Annotated in this window: 18 protein-coding genes and 1 pseudogene; 11 read left to right on the forward strand and 8 right to left on the reverse strand. The window is 64.5% G+C overall.

The features are described 5' to 3' along the window. Window positions 1-144: 144 nt before the first annotated feature. Complete coding sequence (gene typA, locus AC1DW2_RS30045) at window positions 145-1,971, reverse strand: translational GTPase TypA (RefSeq protein WP_071908699.1); 1,827 nt, start codon at window positions 1,969-1,971, stop codon at window positions 145-147. Window positions 1,972-2,260: 289 nt separating this feature from the next. Continuing rightward, window positions 2,261-3,037, reverse strand: coding sequence for a Crp/Fnr family transcriptional regulator (locus AC1DW2_RS30050; protein WP_477007805.1), 777 nt, complete (start codon window positions 3,035-3,037; stop codon window positions 2,261-2,263). Window positions 3,038-3,173: 136 nt separating this feature from the next. On the opposite strand from AC1DW2_RS30050, the gene AC1DW2_RS30055 reads away from it, so the two are divergent. Beyond that, window positions 3,174-3,608 (forward strand): response regulator, encoded by a 435-nt coding sequence (locus tag AC1DW2_RS30055; RefSeq protein WP_477007806.1) that lies wholly within the window; start codon window positions 3,174-3,176, stop codon window positions 3,606-3,608. Window positions 3,609-3,632: 24 nt separating this feature from the next. Here AC1DW2_RS30055 and AC1DW2_RS30060 read toward each other — a convergent pair whose 3' ends face one another. Together AC1DW2_RS30060 and AC1DW2_RS30065 are read right to left on the reverse strand one after the other, a co-directional pair. After that, window positions 3,633-5,174, reverse strand: a complete 1,542-nt coding sequence (locus AC1DW2_RS30060; RefSeq protein WP_477007807.1) for an alkaline phosphatase D family protein — start codon at window positions 5,172-5,174, stop codon at window positions 3,633-3,635. A gap of 165 nt (window positions 5,175-5,339) precedes the next feature. Next, complete coding sequence (locus AC1DW2_RS30065; RefSeq protein WP_085402976.1) at window positions 5,340-6,785, reverse strand: TAXI family TRAP transporter solute-binding subunit; 1,446 nt, start codon at window positions 6,783-6,785, stop codon at window positions 5,340-5,342. Window positions 6,786-6,936: 151 nt separating this feature from the next. Here AC1DW2_RS30065 and AC1DW2_RS30070 point away from each other — a divergent pair, with 151 nt between their 5' ends. Both AC1DW2_RS30070 and AC1DW2_RS30075 read left to right on the forward strand, forming a co-directional pair. Beyond that, window positions 6,937-7,239 carry a 4a-hydroxytetrahydrobiopterin dehydratase gene (locus AC1DW2_RS30070; RefSeq protein WP_028152804.1) on the forward strand — a complete coding sequence of 101 codons (303 nt, stop codon included), beginning with the start codon at window positions 6,937-6,939 and terminating at the stop codon, window positions 7,237-7,239. Between the two features lie 91 nt (window positions 7,240-7,330). Continuing rightward, complete coding sequence (locus AC1DW2_RS30075) at window positions 7,331-7,714, forward strand: YkvA family protein (RefSeq protein ID WP_166105110.1); 384 nt, start codon at window positions 7,331-7,333, stop codon at window positions 7,712-7,714. Window positions 7,715-7,968: 254 nt separating this feature from the next. Here AC1DW2_RS30075 and AC1DW2_RS30080 read toward each other — a convergent pair whose 3' ends face one another. The 3 genes from AC1DW2_RS30080 to AC1DW2_RS30090 all read right to left on the reverse strand — a co-directional run bounded on the left by AC1DW2_RS30080 (window position 7,969) and on the right by AC1DW2_RS30090 (window position 11,372). Then, window positions 7,969-9,123 (reverse strand): TAXI family TRAP transporter solute-binding subunit, encoded by a 1,155-nt coding sequence (locus AC1DW2_RS30080; protein ID WP_028152802.1) that lies wholly within the window; start codon window positions 9,121-9,123, stop codon window positions 7,969-7,971. A gap of 18 nt (window positions 9,124-9,141) precedes the next feature. Then, window positions 9,142-10,002 (reverse strand): hypothetical protein, encoded by an 861-nt coding sequence (locus AC1DW2_RS30085; protein WP_477007808.1) that lies wholly within the window; start codon window positions 10,000-10,002, stop codon window positions 9,142-9,144. Window positions 10,003-10,397: 395 nt separating this feature from the next. After that, window positions 10,398-11,372, reverse strand: coding sequence for an NADPH:quinone oxidoreductase family protein (locus AC1DW2_RS30090; protein WP_259260191.1), 975 nt, complete (start codon window positions 11,370-11,372; stop codon window positions 10,398-10,400). Between the two features lie 235 nt (window positions 11,373-11,607). Here AC1DW2_RS30090 and AC1DW2_RS30095 point away from each other — a divergent pair. The 8 genes and pseudogenes from AC1DW2_RS30095 (at window position 11,608) to AC1DW2_RS30130 (ending at window position 20,529) form a co-directional block, all read left to right on the forward strand. Further along, window positions 11,608-12,445 (forward strand): annotated as a pseudogene (locus tag AC1DW2_RS30095) (SDR family oxidoreductase). A 105-nt stretch (window positions 12,446-12,550) separates the two neighbouring features. Then, window positions 12,551-13,198 carry an invasion associated locus B family protein gene (locus AC1DW2_RS30100; protein WP_477007809.1) on the forward strand — a complete coding sequence of 216 codons (648 nt, stop codon included), beginning with the start codon at window positions 12,551-12,553 and terminating at the stop codon, window positions 13,196-13,198. Window positions 13,199-13,416: 218 nt separating this feature from the next. Beyond that, window positions 13,417-14,619 (forward strand): dual-specificity RNA methyltransferase RlmN, encoded by a 1,203-nt coding sequence (gene rlmN / locus AC1DW2_RS30105; RefSeq protein WP_071908693.1) that lies wholly within the window; start codon window positions 13,417-13,419, stop codon window positions 14,617-14,619. A gap of 169 nt (window positions 14,620-14,788) precedes the next feature. Continuing rightward, on the forward strand, window positions 14,789-15,283 hold the full coding sequence (locus AC1DW2_RS30110) for a hypothetical protein (protein WP_063980357.1): 495 nt from the start codon (window positions 14,789-14,791) through the stop codon (window positions 15,281-15,283). 56 nt (window positions 15,284-15,339) lie between these two features. Further along, window positions 15,340-16,116, forward strand: coding sequence for a phosphatase PAP2 family protein (locus AC1DW2_RS30115; RefSeq protein WP_477007810.1), 777 nt, complete (start codon window positions 15,340-15,342; stop codon window positions 16,114-16,116). A gap of 93 nt (window positions 16,117-16,209) precedes the next feature. Continuing rightward, a complete protein-coding gene (gene argG, locus AC1DW2_RS30120; protein ID WP_477007811.1) occupies window positions 16,210-17,547 on the forward strand; it encodes an argininosuccinate synthase in 1,338 nt (445 codons plus the stop codon). Window positions 17,548-17,710: 163 nt separating this feature from the next. Next, window positions 17,711-19,468 carry an alkaline phosphatase gene (locus tag AC1DW2_RS30125; protein WP_477007812.1) on the forward strand — a complete coding sequence of 586 codons (1,758 nt, stop codon included), beginning with the start codon at window positions 17,711-17,713 and terminating at the stop codon, window positions 19,466-19,468. Between the two features lie 104 nt (window positions 19,469-19,572). Continuing rightward, window positions 19,573-20,529, forward strand: a complete 957-nt coding sequence (locus tag AC1DW2_RS30130; protein WP_477007813.1) for a homocysteine S-methyltransferase family protein — start codon at window positions 19,573-19,575, stop codon at window positions 20,527-20,529. A gap of 54 nt (window positions 20,530-20,583) precedes the next feature. Here the strand turns inward: AC1DW2_RS30130 and AC1DW2_RS30135 are convergent. Further along, a partial coding sequence (locus tag AC1DW2_RS30135) for an OmpA family protein (RefSeq protein WP_477007814.1) occupies window positions 20,584-21,754 on the reverse strand: 1,171 nt, incomplete at its 5' end.

Here is a 21,754-nt window from a genome sequence, read left to right on the forward strand (position 1 = left end):
CGCGATTGCGCACTGGGCGAGTGATCCACTTTCGTAGGGTGGGCAAAGGCGCTCTTGCGCCGTGCCCACCATTGCCGACCGGGATTTCAAGTGGTGGGCCCGCTACGCTTGGCCCACCCTACGGCACTACGGTGTGGAGTGGCCTTACGCCACCGCTTCCTTGGACTTTTCCGCGCGCTTGCGCTCGTTCGGGTCGAGATGCTTCTTGCGCAGGCGGATCGACTTCGGGGTGACCTCGACGAGCTCGTCGTCCTCGATATAGGCGAGCGCCTTTTCCAGCGTCATGCGGATCGGCGGGGTCAGGCGCACCGCTTCGTCCTTGGACGTCGTGCGGATGTTGGTGAGCTGCTTCCCCTTGAGCACGTTGATCTCGAGATCGTTGTCGCGGGTGTGCTCGCCGACGATCATGCCCTTGTAGACCTTCCAGCCCGGCTCGATCATCATCGGGCCGCGGTCTTCCAGCTTGAACATGGCGTAGGCCACCGCTTCGCCCTGGTCGTTGGAGATCAGGACGCCGTTGCGGCGGCCCTGAATCTCGCCCTTGTACGGGGCATAGCCGTGGAACAGGCGGTTCATGATCGCGGTGCCGCGGGTGTCGGTGAGCAGTTCGCCCTGGTAGCCGATCAGGCCGCGGGTCGGCGCGTAGAACACCAGTCGCAGGCGGTTGCCGCCGGACGGCTTCATCTCGACCAGCTCGGACTTGCGCTCGCTCATCTTCTGCACGACGACGCCGGAATGCTCCTCGTCGACGTCGATCACGACTTCCTCGATCGGCTCCATGGTGGCGCCGGTCGCTTCGTCCTTCTGGTACACGACGCGCGGGCGCGACACCGAGAGCTCGAAGCCTTCGCGGCGCATGGTCTCGATCAGGATCGCGAGCTGCAATTCGCCGCGGCCGGACACTTCCATCGCATCCTTGTCGGTGGCCTCGACGACGCGCAACGCGACGTTACCCTCGGCTTCGCGCAGCAGACGGTCGCGGATCATGCGGCTCGTCACCTTGTCGCCTTCAGTGCCGGCGAGCGGGGAGTTGTTGACGATGAACGACATCGACACGGTCGGCGGGTCGATCGGCTGCGCCGGCAGCGGCACCTCGACGGTCGGATCGCAGAAGGTGTCGGCGACGGTGCCCTTGGTCAGGCCGGCAATGGCGACGATGTCGCCGGCTTCAGCTTCATCGAGCGGCGTGCGCTCGAGACCGCGGAATGCCAGGATCTTGGTGATGCGCCCGGACTCGACCAGCTTGCCGTCGGCATGCAGCACCTTGACCTGCTGGTTCGGCTTGAGAACGCCGGACGAGATGCGGCCGGTGATGATGCGGCCGAGATAGGGGTTGGCCTCCAGGATGGTGCCGATCATCTTGAACGGACCTTCCTCGACCGTCGGCGGTGCGACGTGGCGCAGGATCAGGTCGAACAGCGGCTCCATGCCCTTGTCCTGCGGACCCTCGGGGCTTTCGGCCATCCAGCCCTGCTTCGCCGACCCATAGAGGATCGGGAAGTCGAGCTGCTCCTCGCTGGCGTCGAGCGCCGCGAACAGGTCGAACACCTCGTTGATGACTTCGGTCGGGCGCGCGTCGGGGCGGTCGACCTTGTTGATGACGACGATCGGCTTGAGGCCGACCTTGAGCGCCTTGGAGACCACGAATTTGGTCTGCGGCAGCGGACCTTCGGCGGCGTCGACCAACACCAGGGCGCCGTCCACCATGTTCAGGATGCGCTCGACCTCACCACCGAAATCGGCGTGGCCGGGGGTGTCGACGATGTTGACGCGGGTGTCCTTCCACTGCACCGAGGCCGCCTTGGCCAGGATGGTGATGCCGCGCTCACGCTCCAGATCGTTGGAGTCCATGGCGCGATCCGTCACCTTCTGGTTCTCGCGGAACGTACCGGATTGCTGGAGGAGTTTGTCGACCAGGGTCGTCTTGCCGTGGTCGACGTGGGCGATGATGGCGACGTTACGGAGGTTCATGAGTGAGCTTCTTTGCGGTCGGACAATGGGTTAAGCGCGATCTCGCCGGTCGGACCGGGACCTCTTCTCGAAACAACGCTGGAAGACTGGAAACGGGCGCTTTCCGCCCAAAAAGGGCCGCCCGGCCATCTCGACCCGGCACCCTACGCGTTGCGGCGCAATATATGCAAAAACCGCCAAAAAACAATGTGTTCTTTGCCGGTTGGTTGACTGAATTTTGTCCGGGAATCTCCGGGGGTTAGGGTAAATCCAGCACCAAACCGGCCTTTGCTCGGGGACGAGGCCTCGATCAGCCCTGCGCCGAGCCGGGGCTGGTCTCCTCGGTCGGATAGACCCCGCGCAGCACCTCCTCGAAGTGCATCTTCACCGCGTCGTTGCACAGGCAGGCGCGCAGGCGCAAGCCGTCGAGATTGCGGACCAGGATCGCGCCGCGTCTTGTATCGAGCACGCCCTCAGCCTTGAACGACTGGAGCACGCGGCTCGCATAGCTGCGGCCGACCCCGAGCAGCGTCGCGAGCTGCTCATGTGTCAGCGGCACGCTGCTCTCGTCGCCGGTCCGCTCCATCGCCGCGATGATCCACTTGGCCGTACGCTGTTCGATGGAGTGGATGGCGTTGCAGGCGGTGGACTGGAACATCTGCGCCAGCATGCAGTCGGCATAGCGGGCGAAAATGTTGCGCAGCGAGGCCGAGCGCATCTTGGCAGCGTCCAGCTTGGCGACGTGAATGCGCGCGAATGGTCCGCCGAATTTCACGCAGATGCGGGTATAGGCCGGCAAAAATCCCTCGCTGACGATGCCGCCCACTGCGCCTTCGCGGCCGACCAGGATGGTCTCGACGTCGCGGCCGTCCTCATTGGGAACGAGAAATGTCGCAAGCGACGGCCCGCAGGGGAAGTGCACGACCTGGACATCGTCGCCGGGACTGTAGAGCAGCTCGTTGGCCCCGGCGGTGTCCAGGGTGACGTGCGGTGCTAGCAGCGCGTAGTCAGCCGGACTCAAGCGTCGCAGCAGATTGTTGGCCGGCCGGCTGTCGACTTCGGTTGTCTTGCTGATACGCGCGTCCATCGTAAATCCCCTGCTCTCCTTTCAACACTAGCGAGGTCCGATCATGGGCTGTGTGCACAAGTGGACAGACGTGAAAACTGTTCTGTGGTGAGTTTCGTTCCGGGAACCCTCCGATGCGCTGGGCGTAGGCGTCGGGATGAGGCTGTCCTTGATCGGTAAGAACATGCAGCCCTCGATGTCCACCATCATGATACCTGCTCACCCGGACGACTCCGCCGGCATGCCTTCCGATGTTCTGATCGTTGAGGACGATCCGATCATTGCGATCGATTTCGAGGATCGCCTGCTCGGATTTGGCGTGAGCAGCGTGCGCACCGTGGGGTCGGTGGCGCAGGCGCTGGCGGCGATCGCAGCGCGCGCGCCGGATTTCGCGCTACTCGACGTCGAGCTCGGCCGCGAGAAAAGCTTTGCCGTCGCCGACCGGCTGGCGGCTGCGCAGATTCCCTTCGTCTTCGTGACGGGCTACGGCGCCGAGGATCGGATCGCTCCCGAATTCAAGACGCGGCCGCGGCTGCAAAAGCCGTGTTCGAGCGAAGCGCTGGAGGCCGCGCTGCGCTCGGGCGGCGCCTGATCGCCCGTCGGCGTTCTCCCGGCTTCAGGCAGATTTCGGATCGAGCGTGGTCGACCACAGCGCGACGTCGGCGCGGTCGCGCAAGGTCACCGTCATCTGGCCGGATGCGCCGTCGATCTTGACGTGACCGAAGAACTGCATGCCTGCGGACGGCGGCAGGTTCTGGTTGTCCTTGCCCGGCGCTTTGACGAAACGCACCTCGGGCCCAAAGGTGTTGTCGAGCTCATTTGGACCAAAGGTGCCCGCATGCAGCGGGCCCGAGACGAATTCCCAGAACGGCTCGAACTCCTGGAATTGCGCCTTGTTCGGATCGTAATAATGCGCGGCGGCGTAGTGCACGTCCGCGGTCAGCCAGACCGTGTTGTTGATCGGCGCCATCTTGATGAAGCGCAGGATGTCGGCGATCTCGAACTCGCGGCCGCGTACCGGGCCGTCGCCCTGCGCAATGGCTTCCGATCCGCCCTTCGGCGTGTCCGAGACGACGAGGCTGAGCGGCATGTCGGAGGCGATGACTTTCCATGTGGCGCGCGAGTTGAGGAGGCCGCGCTTGAGCCAGGCGATCTGGTCCGGGCCGAGGAAGTAGCTGGCGGGCCCGTAAGCGGTTTCGAGATTGGCGCCGTTCGGGCCGCGATAGCTGCGCTCGTCGAGCATGAACACGTCGAGATGCGGGCCGTAGGAGATCTGGCGATAGACGCGGCCCGGCTCAACGATGCTCTCCCGCATCGGATACATCTCGTGAAAGGCGCGGCCGGCGCGGGCTGCCAGCAGGGAGATGTCGCGCACCTTGTAGGACGCCGGCAACTCCTTCGACAGCGACCAGTTGTTGGTCACTTCATGGTCGTCCCACTGCACGAAGATCGGCACTTCGGCATTGAAGGCGCGGACGTTGTCGTCGGTGAGATTGTATTTGTGCGCGGCGCGGTACTCGTCCAGCGTCTCGGCGACCTTGGCCTTCTCGGGGATGGTGACGTTCCTCCAGGTCTTGCCGTCGGCGAGCTTCACCTCGGATTCGATCGGACCGTCGGCATAGATCGTGTCGCCGGAATGCAGGAAGAAATCCGGGCGATGCTTGCGCATCGCGGAGAAGGTGAACATGCCGCCATCATCGGGATTGATGCCCCAGCCCTGCCCTGCGACGTCGCCGCCCCAGACGAAGCTGACGTCGCGACGGTCGGCCGGAGCGGTGCGGAAGCGGCCGACCACTGGTTCGCCCTCGATCGCGGTATGCGAGAGATCGCGAAAGCGGACGCGATAGAAGATGTCCTGTCCGCCCGGCAGGTTCTCGATCAGCATCTTCGCGGTGAAGTCGCTCTCCGGCAGCGCCGCGATCGGCGGCAGCGCGCGGGCATCCCTGAAGGACTCGGTCGTAGCCACCTCGACCAGCATCTGCGATGGCCGGTCAGTGCGCGCCCAGACCACGCCACCGTCGACCGTGACGTCGCCGGACTGCACACCATGCGTAACCGCCGGCCGGTCGGCCGCGCGCGAGAGATGGGGCATCGCGATCGCGCCGAGTGCGCCGGCGCTGGTGGTGAGGAAGCGGCGGCGGGAGAATTTGATGTTCATGGCGGCTTCGCTTTTTGTCTCGTGCGCATCTCGCGTCGTCATTCCGGGACGGTCCGAACGACCGGACCCGGAATCTCGAGATTCCGGACTCGCGCTGTGCGCGCTCCGGAATGACAGCGAAAGCTATACTGAGACAGTATGACGCAGCAATAACGCGGCAGGCGTTTACGCGTTGCCGGCGGCCCTGAATTGCGCGCCTGCGCGCTGCAGGCTTTGCGGCATGGCAAACAGCACGGCCTTGCGGTCGGCGACGGCGGCGTGGAACTGGTCGAGCACGATGTTGATGGCGGTGAGCCCGCCCTCTTCGATCGCGCCGTGATCGAAGCAGCGCAGCGTGTCGCGCAGGATTTCGTCAGCCTCGGTTTGCATCTGGTCGAGCTCGTCGGTCGTCTCGCTCTTGCGCGCCGCCGCGATCAGGTCGAACAGGCGGTCGCGCAAATGGCTGTTGTTGTCGCGCTCGTCCTTCTTCAGGTAGCCCGCGAACCAGGCGCCGATCGAGCCCATCGCCGAGAGCGCCATCAGGGTCCACCAGATGTAATCGCTGTATTTGTCGAGGAAGGTCTTTTCCTCGCCGTCGACGAACGCGGCGGCGCCCGGATGCACGGGGATCACCGCATCCTTGTCGGTGTCGGGCGTCTCGATCTTCGCCGCCATCGGGAATTCCGCCACCAGTTGCTGGCGCACGGCGAAGAGCTGGCGCGTGAATGCCGCGATGGTGGTATCGGACACCCCTTTGCGCGCCACGATGTGGTGCGAGAAGCTGATGGTCTTGACCTCGTCATCGGGACGATCGGGCGAGCCGCCATAGGTGCCGGCGGGAATCTCCGATGCTTCGTAGACGGGATGGTTTTGCGCGATCGCGTCCGCGGAATCGATCGCGAGGAACGTCGGCGTGCCGCTGTCCTTGGCGGAAGCCGCGATCGCATCCGAGGTGATCTTGCTGTTGACGGGGCCGGCTGCGAGATAGGCATCGGCCTTCTGGGCCTTGATCGCCTCGGCGGCTTCATTGGCGGGGAACTGTATGACCTCGACCTTGGCGGGATCGACGCCGTATTGCTGGAGGATCACCTTGAGCAAATTGACGTTGGCCTGGGTTCGGCCGATCACCCCGACGCGATGGCCGGCGAGCTGCGCGATCTTGGTGATCTTCGCGCCCTTCTTCTTGCCCTTGCCGGGCACGGACCACAGCACCACGACGTTCTTGCGCAGGGTCGCAACGGCTTGCGCGTTCTTCGGCACGTCGACGTCGCCGCGCACGATGGCGAGATCGACCTTGTTTTCCGCGAGCGCATCGGCGCTGGCGGTGGCGCCGTCGGTCTGGATCGGGCGTAGCCGCACAAAGCTCTTGTGCTGCGCGAAAGCCTGCGTCAGCGCCTGCACCACCTTGAGGTCGTCGCTATTGGCCGGACCGACCGCGATCTTCAACGTCACCGGCCGCATCGCGAAGTAGTATCCGCCGACGAGCGCGCCGATGATCGCAAGCACCAGCGCCAGAGACACGAGCGCCGTCTTCCGCGCCGCTGATCGCGGCGAAGGCGGGGTGGGCGCTTCGGCCAGGTCCAATCCCCCGGTCATCGATCTCCCAAACAGGCGCTTGAGGCTCAGTTTCATCTTGGCCGGCGATTTACACCTGTAATCATAGCAAATTTCTTGTCCCGCGGGGTTACATCTCCGTCATGGTTAGCGGATGGACGAAATCCGGTCTGAACCAGGGCCATATGCACGGTGTTAGGGTAAAGTTCCCCTGAAAATGGAGGCGATCATGGCAGAGCGGCTGACGCCGGAAGCACGCAAGCAGGCACTGGGCGCCATACCGGGCTGGACCGAGGTTCAGGGCCGCGACGCCATCGGGAAGACCTTTGTCTTCAAGGATTTCAACGAGGCGTTCGGGTTCATGACCCGCGCGGCGCTGGTTGCCGAGAAAATGGATCACCACCCCGAATGGCGCAACGTCTACAAGACGGTGGAGGTGGTGCTGTCGACCCATGACGCCGGCGGCGTCACCAAGCTCGACATCGAGCTCGCCAGGACGATGAACACGATCGCCAAGCTGACAGCTACCTGACACCTTGCGAGGATCGGCTGCATCCCCATGTTGTGATCAGCAGGAGATGCGGCCATCTGCCGCCCCTGGCTGAACGGGGAGTTTGTCGAACATGGCTGCCGAACACAGCGTCGGCTTCGAGCCGGCCGATCGGCTCGCGGAGGATCATGAGAGCGTGCGCCGCCGTTTCTGGCGCAAGCTGAAGCGTGTCGCCGTGCAATTGCCGTTCGCGGAAGACCTGCTCGCGGCCTATTACTGTGCGTTCGACCGGCAGACGCCGCGCCATGTCCAGGCGTCGCTGCTCGGAGCGATCGCCTATTTCATCCTGCCGTTCGATTTCGTCCCCGACGTGATGCCGATCCTCGGCTTCACCGATGACGCCGCCGTGCTCGCCACCGCCATCCGCATGGTCGCCAGCCACATCACGACGGAGCACCGCGAAGCCGCCCGCGCCGTGCTGAAGCGCGGGGTGGATGGTGCGGAGGCGGCGCAGTAGGCGTTGTTGGCGACACGCCGTGGCCACGTCCACCGCTGTCATTCCCCGCGACCCGGCTACGCCAAGGCTTCGCCGGGGTTGCGGTCCAGGGCAGCCGAAGCTTTAGCGTAGGCGGCAGGCGGGGAATCCAGTACGCCGCGGCCTCTCGATTCAATCACTGACGTCACGGAGTACTGGATCGCCCGGTTCAAGCCGGGCGATGACAGCGAGTGTGTGGACGCCGCTTGCGACACCATCGGCCGCAATGCCGCTCGTTACTTCTTCTCCGCCCGCGCGTTCCCCGCGTCCCACGCCTGGAATTGCTTGAACAGCGCTTCCCTGTCTGCGTCGGACACCTTCTGGGCCGCGGGGTTCTGCTTGAGGAACGCCTCGAAGCGCTCCCGGGTCACCGGTTCGACGCCGTGCTTGTCGAGCCATTGCTGCGCCACCGGCAATCTGTTCCAGCCCGTCAGAGGTGCCGGGAGCGAGACTTCCTTCCACTTGGGATGGAAAGGCGGGTTCTGCAGGGTCGGGAATTTCGTGAAGAACGCATCCACGAACAGCGCAAGCTTACGGTAACGGTCGGTGTTGGGCGCCCAGTTGTAGGCCGCGAGCACCGCCGGCACCGCGATGGTGTCCACGTTCTCGCCTTCCTTGATCAGGTTCGGATAGTCCTTGGCGGTCAGCGTCGCCGGCAGATAGTCGCTCTGGAGCGGCTTTGCATAGTCGACCCCCGCGAGGTGGAAGCGGCCGTCATTGCTGAAGGTCGACACTGACTTGTACGGCTTGCCGCCGACCACGATGACGGCGTCGATCTCGCCGGCTTTCAGCTTCTCCATCGCGATGCGCTGCTCGACATAGACGAAGTTCGCCTTGATCCCGAGCCGTTCGAACACCGTCAGCGCGGTGACGAAGGTCCCGCCATTGGGCAGATCGACGCTGACCTTCTTGCCCTCGAGATCCTTCAGCGTCGCGACCGATTTCGGCGCGATCACCTGCATCTCTTCATTGTAGAGCTTGGTCACATAGGTGAACTGCTTCTTGATGTCCTTGGCAAAGCCCTTGCGCTCGAGATAGTCGAGCGTGTCCGCCCGCACGATGCCGAGATCGACGCCTTGCAGGAACAGAATGTCGGCGACGCTCTGCACCGAGCCGCGGCCGACGATCGGTAGCACGCGGATCTTGTTGCCGTCGTCGAGCACGGAGGCGAGGTCGGCGCCGAACTGCACGTAGGTGCCGCCGATCGTGCCGGTGATCAGCGTGACCGTATTGGCGTTCAGCGACTGCTTGGTCGAGGTCGAGCCGAACTGGAAGATGGCCTTCAGGCCGTCCGAGACCTTGGCCGGATCGTACTCGGTCTGCTCGGCGCGTGCCGCGAAGGCGCAAATCGTCATGATGGCGGCAACCGCCATTCCCAAAGCGTTACGCATGATACCCTCTGAAAAGTTCTAGTTCTGAAGCTGAGCGAGGCGCTGCCGCGCCTCCGCCGATCCGAGTGCCGCGGCCTTCTGGTACCAGTCACGCGCGACGGTCGCGTCGCCGGCGATGCTCCGCGCGTCGCTGGTGCCCAGCACGGCCGGGTCATAGGTCTGCGCCAGCAGAAACGCGGCCGTTGCATCCTGTGCATTGGCCGCGCGCTCGAGCAGCAGGCGGGCTGCAACAATATCGCCGATCCTCAACAGGCTCTTCGCGCGTGTCATCAGCCCTGCCAGCGTGTCGGCATCGAGCGTCTTGGCTAGCGTCTTGGCGGGCGGAGTGGGCGCCGGCGGCGCCGCGACGGGTGCGGGCGCAGGTATGGGTACCTGGGCTTGCAGCGCCGTCTGATAGGCGGTCGCGATCGCTTCGCGGCTCGGCGTTGACGGTGCAGGGAGAACCTGCGTGTCGGCGCTCGCCAGCGTCGTGTTGGTCGCGCGGTCCGAATCCTTCAGCGAGCTCTGCGTCATGGCCGGCGTGTTGGCCGACGCCATGGCTTGCTCCGGCGCGATGCCCATCCAGCTAACGGCATTGGCGGGGAAGAGGCCGCGAAAGTCGGACTGATACAGTGTGACCAGAATTGCCAGGGTGGATGCCGTCAGAACGGCCGCGAGAACGCGCGGGACAATTCTGGAGCGCACCTCAATGGGCGCATATTCGCCTGGGTCCGGCGCACCGAGCGGATCGGACAGGAAGAGTGGAATTGGATCGTCCTGCGAAAGATCGGCCCGCGCGGCGCGCGCACGGATAAAGGACGCGGTCGGCGGATGTGATGTGGCTCGATCGGAGTCGAACGCCTTCGACTCCTTCGACGGGCGATGTGCCGTCGTCTCCATGGTCATGCTCCCCATTACTAACGCAACGCAGGGGCAATTCGGCTTAAGTCTTCTTGCTTTTGTCCAAAGTGTCCCGCAAATGGAACCGGTAAAACGCAGTTGGAATCAGCCCAAAAAACGACGACGGTTTGCGCGAATTAGGAAATATTTGGGTTTGATTGAGGCGGAGCGGAGGAATGCACCACGATTTTGGCGGTGATGGTTGAGGAAGGTTTTCCTAGACTCCGCTGACTTTGACCCCGGGGCATCCAGTGGGCCGCGGCGTCTCGGCTGAAATCTCTGGCGTCTCTGAAATCTGGACCGCCCGCCTCAGTACGCAATTGCGCAGAAGGCGGGCGACGACGGTCGCATATGTGGCGAGTGCGTGTGGCAKGCAAGCGCTGCGGCTCACACCATCACGGATGCAGGATCACCTTGCCCATGGCCTGGCGTCCCGCCAGAACCTTCAGTGCGTCGGCGGTTTGTGCCAGCGGGAAGGTGCGGTCGACATGCGAGGAAATCTTTCCTTCCGCGGTCCACTTCACGAGCTTCTCGAGATTGGCGCGGTTCTTGGTCGGGTTGAGTCGGGTCCACGCGCCCCAGAACACGCCGCGGATGTCGCAGCCCTTCAGCAGCGCGAGGTTCAGCGGCATCTTCGGAATGTCGCCGGCGGCAAAACCGATCACCAGGAAGCGGCCTTCCCAGGCGATCGAGCGCAGTGCCTGCTCGGCATAGGCGCCACCAACCGGATCGAAGATGATGTCGACGCCCTTGCCGCCGGTGAGTTTTCGCAGGCCTTCTTTCAGATCTTCCTTGCCGTAGTTGAGCGTCAGCTCGGCGCCATGCGCTTTCGCGAATTCGAGTTTCTCGTCCGACGAGGCGCAGGCGATCACCTTCAGGCCCATCAGCTTGCCGAGCTCGCAGGCGGCCAAGCCGGTGCCGCCGGCCGCGCCCAGCACCGCGAGCGTCTCGCCCGGCTTCGGGCTCGCGCGGTCTTCGAGCGCATGCAGCGCGGTGCCGTAGATGATGATGATGCCGGCTGCGCGGTCATAGTCGAGATTGTCGGGAATTTTCACGATCGATGCCGCCGGCAGCGCGATCTTTTCGCGCGCGCCGTTGTGGCCGCAAGACGCGACGACGCGATCGCCGACCTTCAGATCAGTCACGCCGGGACCGATGCTCTCGATCACGCCGGCGACTTCGGCGGCGGGCGAGAACGGGAACGGCGGCTTGATCTGGTACTTGCCCTGAATCATCAGGATGTCGAAAAAGTTCAGCGCCGCCGCCTTGATCGCGATCACCGCTTCGCCGGGACCTGCCACCGGATCCGGCACGTCGGCAAGCACGAGATCATCGGGCTGGCAATATTGCGAGCAGAGGATGGCTTTCATGGCGGCACCTTCTTGAGAATACTGGGCGTTTCGAGGTGGAATTATAGTTGGTCCGTTTCTGCCGGATTTAGTGCGGTCCGACAATCCGGTTTCTTTGTCTAGCGCAGCGTGAAGGCCTATCCTCGCGTCATTGCGAGCGCAGCGAAGCAATCCAGAGTCCGCGCCGCGGAAATAGTCCGGATTGCTTCGCTACGCTCGCAATGACGAAACAAGAAGAAAAAGAAGGATTCAAACGATGTTTGAAACAGGTCTGCTCAGGGACAAGCGCATCCTCGTCACCGGCGGCGGCTCCGGCCTCGGCGCCGCGATGGGACACCGCTTTCTCGCGCTCGGCGCCGAGCTCGTGATCTGTGGTCGCAAGCTCGACCGGCTGGAAGCAACGGCGAGCGAGATGCGCGCGCAGACCGGCGGCAAGGTCACCACGATCGCCTGCGATGTCCGTGACGGTGGCGCCGTCGAGAGCATGATGGACGCGATCTGGCGCGAGGCGCCACTCGATATTCTCGTCAACAACGCAGCCGCAACCTTCATCGCGCAGAGCGAGCATCTGTCGTTTCGCGCTGCCGACGCGATCCTCGCGCCGACGCTGCATGGCGATGTATTGCACGCTCGCCGCCGGCAAGCGCTGGATCGACGGCAAGCATGGCGGTGTCGTGCTCTCGATCCTCTCGACCTCGACCATCACCGGCCGCGCCTTCACGGTTCCCTCGGCGATGGCGAAGTCGGCAGTGCTGGCGATGACCAGGAGTCTCGCGGTCGAGTGGGGCCCGAAGGGCATCCGCACCGTCGCGATCGCCCCGGGCCCGTTCCCGACCGCGGGCGCCTCGGGACAGCTCCGTCCCGAGGGCCGCGACGAAGGCTGGACCGCCCGCAACCCGATGGGGCGCACCGGCGAGCACAGCGAGCTTGCCGACCTCGCCAGCTTCCTGGTCTCGGACCGTGCCGGTTACATCAATGGCGAGATGGTCGTGATCGACGGTGGCGCGCATTTGCGCAGCTCCGGCGCCGAGGATTTGTTGCAATGGACCGACGCGCAATGGGCCGAGCAGCGCGCTGCGCGATCCAAAGGCTGAGCCGCTAACTGCCTTCCCAAATTGGACTTTCCCGGTTATCCCTGCCGGGGGACAAAGCGCGGCCGGGCCATCTTCCAGTCACAATATTGAGGGAACCACTCCAGCATGTGGCGGGTGCTGATTTTAGCCTTGATGACGGGCGTTATGGCCGTGGGAATCACCGATTCCGCGCGGGCGCAGACGACGCAACCGGCGCCCAAAGCCGCGCCAAAGGCGGCTGCACCGGCGGCCAATACAGCTCCAAAGACCGCAGCAAAGCCCGAGAGCAAGCCGGTGGCTCCAGCCACGGCGGTTGCGGGCGGCACGGAGCCGACCCTGATCGGCCAGTTCGGCACCTGGGGCGCCTATTCGGCCACACCCAACGGCAAGAAGGTCTGCTTCGCGCTGGCCAAGCCGTCGTCGTCGAAGACCAACCCGCCGAACCGCCCGCGCGATCCCGCCTATGCCTTCGTTTCGACCCGGCCGGCGGAAAAGGTGAACAACGAAGTCTCGGTCATGATCGGCTATGCGCTCAAGCCGGGCTCGGAATCCTCGGTCGAGGTCGGCGGCGCCGCTTTCGCGATGTACACGCAGGGCGACGGCCTCTGGATCAAGAACGCGGCCGAGGAAGAGCGGATGGTCGAGGCCATGCGCAAATCCGCCGATCTCGTGGTCAAGGGCGTCTCGGCCAAGGGAACGGAGACGACCGATACGTTTTCGCTGAAGGGCCTCGCCCAGGCGCTCGACCGGATCGCCCAGGATTGCAGGCGGTAGGACTGCCGGCGTTAAGCCTGAGGGCGGCATCACGGTCGCAATCGGCGGTTCCGGTTGCTATATAAGGGTATCCCAAAGGTGTAGCCGTCATGGCCGGGCTAAAGCGCGAAGCGCGTCTTCGCACCAGATGTCCCGGCCATCCACGCGCTAGCAACGGGCGGAACAGAACGTGGATGCCCGGGACAAGCCCGGGCATGACGAGAGATATCAGGCAACCAATGCAACCGACGACCGAGCCGCACAACGCAATCCTGGTGGAGAAGACTCCGCTCGAAACCTATGTGCCGCCGGCCAGGCCCTCGCTGATCGGCCTGTCGCGCAGCGAGCTTGCCGACCGCCTCGGCGAGATCGGCGTCGCGCCCGCGCAGCGCAAGATGCGCGTCCAGCAGCTGTGGCACTGGCTCTATTTCCGCGGCGCCCAAAGCTTCGACGATATGACGTCGATCTCGAAGGGCATTCGCGCCGAGCTCGCGCAGCACTTCACCGTCGACCGTCCCGAAGTCGTGGCCGAGCAGATCTCCAACGACGGCACCCGCAAATGGCTGCTGCGTCTGCCGAGCGGCGACAATGTCGAGCGCGCCCATGAAGTCGAGTGCGTCTACATCCCCGAGACCGACCGCGGCACGCTTTGCGTCTCCTCCCAGGTCGGCTGCACGCTGAACTGCTCCTTCTGTCACACCGGCACGCAGCGGCTGGTGCGCAATCTCACCGCCGGCGAGATCGTCGGACAGGTGATGGTTGCGCGCGACCGCCTCAATGACTGGGCCGATCGCGAGGACGGCACGCGCCGCGTCACCAACATCGTGATGATGGGCATGGGCGAGCCGCTCTACAATTTCGACGCGGTGCGCGACGCGCTGCTCATCGTCGGCGACAATGAAGGCATCGGCATCTCCCGTCGCCGCATCACGCTGTCGACCTCGGGCGTCGTGCCGAACATCGTGCGCGCGGGCGACGAGATCGGCGTGATGCTCGCGATCTCGCTGCATGCGGTGCGCGACGAGCTGCGCAACGAGCTGGTGCCGCTCAACCGCAAATATCCGATCAAGGAGCTACTGCAGGCCTGCCGCGACTATCCCGGCGCCTCCAACGCACGCCGCATCACCTTCGAATATGTGATGCTCAAGGGCGTCAACGATTCGCTCGACGATGCGAAACTGCTGGTGAAGCTGCTCAAGGGCATTCACGCCAAGATCAACCTGATCCCGTTCAATCCCTGGCCCGGCACCGCCTATGAATGTTCGGACTGGGACCAGATTGAAAAATTCTCCGAATACATTTTTAATGCCGGCTATTCCTCGCCGGTGCGCACCCCGCGCGGCCGCGACATCCTCGCCGCCTGCGGCCAGCTCAAGTCGGAGACCGAAAAGCTCTCGGCCCGCGAACGTCAGGCGCTGCGCGCCATGGCGATGACGGATTGAGGATGCGTGCCCGCGCTCTCGCATCCCCGTCATTGCGAGCGCAGCGAAGCAATCCAGATTCCCTCCGCGGAGACAGTCTGGATTGCTCCGTCGTGGAGCCTGTCATCCGGCCCGCCGAAGGCGGGACCGGGTGGCTCCTCGCAATGACGGCGAGGTGAGCTTTCCCGTCATGTCCCTGATCGGCCGCCTCATCGTCATCTTCATCGGCTTTCTTGCCGCCTGTTTCGTCGGCGGGATGATCGTGGTCGTCGCGCTGTTGTTTCCGGAGTTTGCCGATCTCGGCGCCGGTCCGGTCGACCAGGGCGCGATCGACATTCTGCTCGGCTTCGGCTTCATCTTCGTCTCGGGCTTTGCGCTGGTTCCGGCGGCGGTGATCGTCGCGATCACCGAAGCGCTCTATATCCGCAGCGCGCTCGCTTATGCCGTGGGTGGCGGCGTAGTTGGCCTAGCCTGCTATCTCGGCCTCATCCCCTTCCACTCCGATACACTCCAGTTCGAAGGCATCGTGCGGCGGCATCTGGAGATCATGACGGGCGCGGGCATCGTCTCCGGCGTGGTCTATTGGCTGATTGCCGGCCGCAATGCCGGCGCCTGGCGCAATCCGCCGCCCCCGCACAAGCCGCCTCCGCCGCTCCCGTCGAATTCAAGGCCGGATGCGCGGTGATTTTCTTGCCTTCCTCCGGGGTTTCCATCTCCTCCCCGCTCCGCTAAACCGCGCGCATGAACCGGACTGGACTCTTCATCGCCCTGGCGCTGTGGCTCGTGATCGGCGTCGTTTTCGGCCTCTATCCCGAGCTTGATCTCAAGCTCGCCGCACTGTTCTTCGACCCCGAGACGAAGACGTTTCCGCTCAAGCTGAATGAGTGGGCGGGCGTCGCGCGCGACGCCGCCATGTGGGTCGCCTGGGCATTCGTGCTGCCGCCGCTGGTCGCGCTTGTGGTCAAGATGATCCGACCCGACCGGCCGCTGATGGTATCGGGGCGCGCGATCGTATTCCTGCTGGTCACCATCATCATGTCGGCAGGCATCCTCACCAATCTCACCTTCAAGACCTATTGGGGCCGGCCGCGTCCGGTGGTGGTGACTGAGTTTGCCGGCGACCAGCAATTCGTGCCGTGGTGGGATCCGCGCGGCGATTGCGCGCGCAACTGCTCGTTCTTCTCGGGCGAGGGCGCGACCGCGTTCTGGACGCTGGCGCCGGCTGCGCTGGCGCCGCCGGCATGGCGGCCGCTCGCCTATGCCGGTGCGGTTGTGTTCGGCATGGTCACCAGCGGGCTGCGGATGGCCTTCGGCGGCCACTTCTTCACCGATGTCTCGATCGCCGGCCTCGTCACCTTCGTCGTGATCTGGTTCGCCTACGCGCTGATTTACCGCTGGCCGCGGACCCGGTTCTCGGACGAGGCGGTCGATGCCGCCCTGACCCGGCTGAACATGCCCGCCTACCGGCTCCGCCAGCGCCTGTTCCGCCGCAAGACAGGCCCCGAGCCGTCGATTTGAGCCATTAAATGCGTGCCGAGGCGTGCGAAATTTGATATTCGCGCGGTCAACCCACGAACGCCATCCGCCCCTTGAGACCCGATTGGAAGCCCCATGACCACGATCCTGAAAAGCCTGCCCAAGGGTGAGAAAGTCGGCATCGCTTTTTCGGGCGGTCTCGATACCAGCGCGGCGCTGCTCTGGATGAAGCAGAAGGGCGCGCGCTGCTACGCCTACACGGCCAATCTCGGCCAGCCCGATGAAGCCGACTACAACGAGATCCCGCGCAAGGCCGAGGCGTTCGGTGCCGAGAAGGCGGTGCTCGTCGACTGCCGCACGCAGCTCGTCCACGAAGGCATCGCCGCGATCCAGTCGGGCGCCTTCCACATCTCGACCGGCGGCATCACCTATTTCAACACCACGCCGCTCGGGCGCGCCGTCACCGGCACGATGCTGGTCGCGGCGATGAAGGAAGACGGCGTCAACATCTGGGGCGACGGCTCGACCTTCAAGGGCAACGACATCGAGCGGTTCTACCGCTACGGCCTGCTGACCAATCCATCCTTGCGCATCTATAAGCCCTGGCTCGACCAGCAATTCATCGACGAGCTCGGCGGCCGCGCCGAAATGTCGGCGTTCATGAGCGCGCAGGGCTTTGCCTACAAGATGAGCGCGGAGAAGGCGTACTCGACCGACAGCAATCTGCTCGGCGCCACGCATGAGGCCAAAGATCTCGAAAGCCTCGACAGCGGCATCAAGATCGTCAACCCGATCATGGGCGTGCCGTTCTGGCGTGACGACTGCAACGTCAAGGCCGAGAAGGTCGTGGTGCGTTTCGAGGAAGGCCAGCCCACGGCGCTGAACGGCCAGACCTTCAGCGATCCCGTCGCATTGTTCCTCGAAGCCAATGCGATCGGCGGCCGCCACGGACTCGGCATGAGCGACCAGATCGAGAACCGCATCATCGAGGCCAAGAGCCGCGGCATCTACGAGGCGCCCGGTATGGCGCTGCTGCACATCGCCTATGAGCGCCTCGTCACCGGCATCCACAACGAGGACACCATCGAGCAGTACCGCATCAGCGGCATGCGCTTGGGACGCCTGTTGTATCAGGGTCGCTGGTTCGATTCGCAGGCCCTGATGTTGCGCGAGACCGCGCAGCGCTGGGTCGCACGCGCCGTCACCGGCGAGGTGACGCTGGAGCTGCGCCGCGGCAACGACTATTCGATCCTCAACACTGAGAGCCCGAACCTGACCTATGCGCCGGAACGGCTCAGCATGGAGAAGGTGGAAGACGCAGCATTCACGCCGGCCGACCGCATCGGCCAGCTCACCATGCGCAACCTCGACATCGCCGACACGCGCACCAAGCTGAAGCTCTACACGGACACCGGCCTGCTGTCGGGCAGCGAAGGCTCGCAGATCTTCAAGCTCGAGAGCGACAAGGGTTGATCTTGTAGCCCGGATGGAGCGAAGCGAAATCCGGGGCCTCTCGTCCAGCCGCTAGATTCCCGGATTGCGCTTCGCTCCATCCGGGCTACGCGCTTAATGACGATGTCATGCGCGACCGCTAGGGTTCCGCTCCTGTTGTGAACGGGATTGCGGAGCATCGAGCATGGTCAAGGGATCGGCACTCGCCTCACTTATCGCCCTCTGTTGGACAACGTCGCTGTCGGCGCAGACGATCTATCCGATCGATCGTGCCGAGATCCTGGCTGGCGCCCGGTTCGACTTCAAGGTCGAGTTTCCCGGGCCGGTCGATCCGGCCAGGCTGAAGGTGACCGTGAACGGCGCGGACTATGCTGCCGCGTTCGGACGTAGCGGGACCTTCATCGATCGCGAGGACGGCAAGGATCAGTCGGCGCTGATCTTGCGCGACGTCACGCTGACCAAGCCCGGCACCGTCACGGTGGATGTCAGCGACGGCACGCAGCAGCGCAGCATCGCATGGACGGTTTACGACACGGGTCAGCGTAAGGCGAAGAACGTCATCCTGTTTATCGGCGACGGCATGTCGCCAGCGCATCGGGTCGCAGCGCGAATCCTGTCCAAGGGGATTGCGGAAGGCAAGAGCCGCGGCAAGCTCGCGATCGACGACATGCCCCATATGGCGCTGGTGGCGACGGCGGGCTCGGACTCGATCATCACGGACTCCGCGAACTCGGCCAGCGCCTATGCGACCGGCCACAAGAGCGCCGTCAATGCCCTGGGCGTCTATGCCGACCGCACCGCAAGCCCGTTCGACGATCCCCGCGTCGAAACCATCACCAGCCTCGCCAGGCGGCGGCACGGCATGGCGATCGGTGTCGTCACCAACACCGAGATCGAAGACGCGACGCCGGCCGCGATGGTTGCGCACACCCGCCGGCGCGCCGCCTATGACGAGATCGTCGAGCAGTTCTTCGCGGCGAAGCCGGATGTGCTGATGGGCGGCGGCAGCGCGAATTTTCTGCCAAAGTCCGCGGCCGGCTCCAAGCGCAAGGACGAGGCCGACTACATCGCGAAGTTCCGCGACGCAGGCTATCAGGTCGCGACGACTGCGAGCGAGCTCGGCGCTTCTGCCGCAAAGCCGGAGACAAGCAAGCTGCTCGGCCTGTTCGCGACCGGCAACATGGATGGCGTGCTCGACCGCAAATTCCTCAAGGGCGGCGGCGTGAAGAAATTTCCCGAGCAGCCTGATTTGACCGAGCAGGTGCAGGCGGCGCTGAACATCCTCTCGAAGAACGAGACCGGCTTCTTCCTGATGGTCGAATCCGGACTGATCGACAAATATGCGCACCTGCTCGACATGGAGCGGGCGGTCTACGACACGATCATGCTCGACAATGCGGTGCGCCAGACGCGCGAATGGGCACGGGCGCGCGGCGACGACACCCTCATCCTGGTCTTGGCGGACCACAATCATCCCAACAGCCTTGTCGGCACGGTGAACGACGACATGGGCACCACGCCCAACGTGCCGCTGCGCGAGCGCGTCGGCGTCTACGAGCAGGCCGGATTTCCCAATTATCCGGCGCCGGATGCCGAGGGCTATCCGTCACGCGTCGATGTGAGCCGCCGGCTCGCCATCTTCTCGGCCAGCCTGCCCGATCACTACGAGACGTTCCGGCCGAAGCTCGACAATCCCAACGAGCCGACCGTCAAGGCCGGCGACGACGGGACCTTCAAGGCCAACGACAAATACAAGGATGTCCCCGGCGCGGTGCTGCGCCCGGGCAATCTGTCGGCGATGATCGGCGCGAGCGTGCATTCGGGCGAGGACGTCATCCTGACGGCGACCGGGCCGGGCAGCGAGCGCGTGCACGGCTCGATGGACAACACCGAAGTGTTTCGCGTGATGGTCGATGCGCTTGGACTCGCCGCAGCGCAGTAGGAGCAGTCGCGTACCGCGCGACATTATGCGGCACCATCTCGCATGAGACCGGAAGGAGGTTGAAACGACCGAATGAGTGGGGCCTCGCAGCGACGGAGCGACCAATGGCGAAGTACAGAGACAATCTGCCTCAGCGCCACGGCGGCATCTTCCTGACCGACGGCGGCATGGAGACCACCCTGATCTTTCACAAAGGTCTGGAGCTTCCTCACTTCGCTGCCTTCGTGTTGCTCGAGAGCGAGGCCGGCCGCACGCATCTGAGGCAGTATTACGAGGCCTATCTTGCGATCGCGCGTCAGCATGGGCTCGGCTTCGTGCTCGATAGTCCGACCTGGCGCGCCAATCCTGATTGGGGTGTCAAGCTCGGCTACGATATGGACGCGCTCACGGCGATCAACATGCGGGCAATTCGTTTTCTTGAGGAATTGCGCGGCACATGGGGGACCTCCGGCCTGCCCTGCGTGATCAACGGTGCGATCGGTCCGCGGGGCGACGGCTACAAGGCCGGCAACATGGATGCGATGGAGGCGATGGACTATCATTCGTCCCAGATCGCCTCCTTCGCCGAGGCAGGCGCCGACATGGTCACCGCGTTCACGCTGAACAGCGTCAATGAAGCCATCGGCGTGGTGCGTGCTGCAAAGATGCACGCGATCCCGGTTGCCATCTCCTTCACGGTCGAAACTGACGGTTGCCTGGTCAGGGGAGAGACCCTGCGGGAAGCGATCGAAATCGTCGATCGTGCAACGGAACGTGCTTGCGAATATTTCCTGATCAACTGCGCTCATCCGACCCATTTCGAGAGTGCCCTCCAAGCCGGCGAGCCATGGGTCGAACGCATTCATGGCGTGAGGGCCAATGCGTCGGCCAAGAGTCATGCCGAGCTCGATGAGTCCGAGGTGCTCGACAGCGGCGATCCCGCCGATCTTGGCCGCCGTTATGTGGCGCTCAGGCGGGCATTCCCGCGCATGCAACTGCTCGGCGGCTGCTGCGGCACCGATCACAGGCATGCCGCAGCCATCTGCGCTGCCTGCGTGCCGCTTCAGGCAGCGGGCGCCTGATCCAAACAAAAATGGCCGGGATTGCTCCCGGCCATTTTGCATTTGTGCTTCGCCTCAGCGCGGCGGCGCGGTGCCGGGCGGGGGCGGCGGCAGCGAGGCCTGGCCACCGTTGAGCAGCGGCGTGATGTTGCGGACGGTGACGCGCCGGTTGATCAGGCTCGGTCCTTGCGTCTGCTCCTTCAGATACTGCTCGCCATAGCCCTGCGAGGTCAGGTTCTCGGCGGGCACCCCGAACTGCTGGGTCAGCAATTCGGCCGCGGACTGCGCACGGCGATCCGACAATGACAGATTGTCGACCTCGTTGCCGACCGCGTCGGTGTGTCCCTCGATCAGGAACACCACACGCGGGTTGCGCTGGATCGCACGGTTGAGACCGTCGGCGATCCCCTGCAGCCGGGCCGCCTGGTCCGGCGGGATGGTCCACGAGCCCGTCTCGAAGGTGATCGTGTTGACGTCGATGCTCGGCATCTGCATGCGAACATTGGGGCTGTAGCGGATCTCGTCGAGCGTGTAACGCCGATCGATCCGCTGTACCGGCGGTGCCTCCATGGTCTGGTAGATCAGGTCCGGCGATGCTTCCTCGGCGTCGACGATGTAGCGATCGTAGGGAATGTTCACGACCGGCGGCGGCGCATCGACATAGAAGCCGCCGACCGACCGCGGATCGCGGTAGCTGTTGTCGATGATGATGATCTCGCGCCCGCCGGGGTCCCTGCGGATTCGCCGCAGCAACGAACCGTCGGGACCGACCACGGTGATGACCTCGCTGCCATCAGGACGGATCACGACCGTGCGGGTCTCGCCGCCGACGGTGTCGGTGCGGATGTCGCGGGCGCCATAGCGGAAGCGATAGAGGTCGTTGCCGCGGACGTAGGCCTGCCCGCCCGGATCGCGGATGATGATGCGATCCGGTTCGGTGTAGACGGTGCGGCCGCCTTCGATGGCCTCGCGTCGCTGGTTGTGCAGGTCGGCAATGGTGGCGCCGATCACGGCACCGGCCACCACGCCCGCACCGATCGCGAGCGGTGTCAGGTCACGCTGCGGCGGGCGCGGCGGAGGTGGCAGCGGTGCGACGACTGTCGGCCTTGCCTGGAAGGCAGGCGTAACCGTCGGCGGAGCGAATTGCGCGCGGTTGGGCGGCGGCGTTGCGGCCGCCGAGCCCGGGACTGTGCTCGGTGCAGCGGCACCGGCGGGCGCCGCGGGCCGCGGCGGGAGGCCGCCGGCC

Source organism: Bradyrhizobium sp. P3_C3 (genome assembly GCF_056402655.1).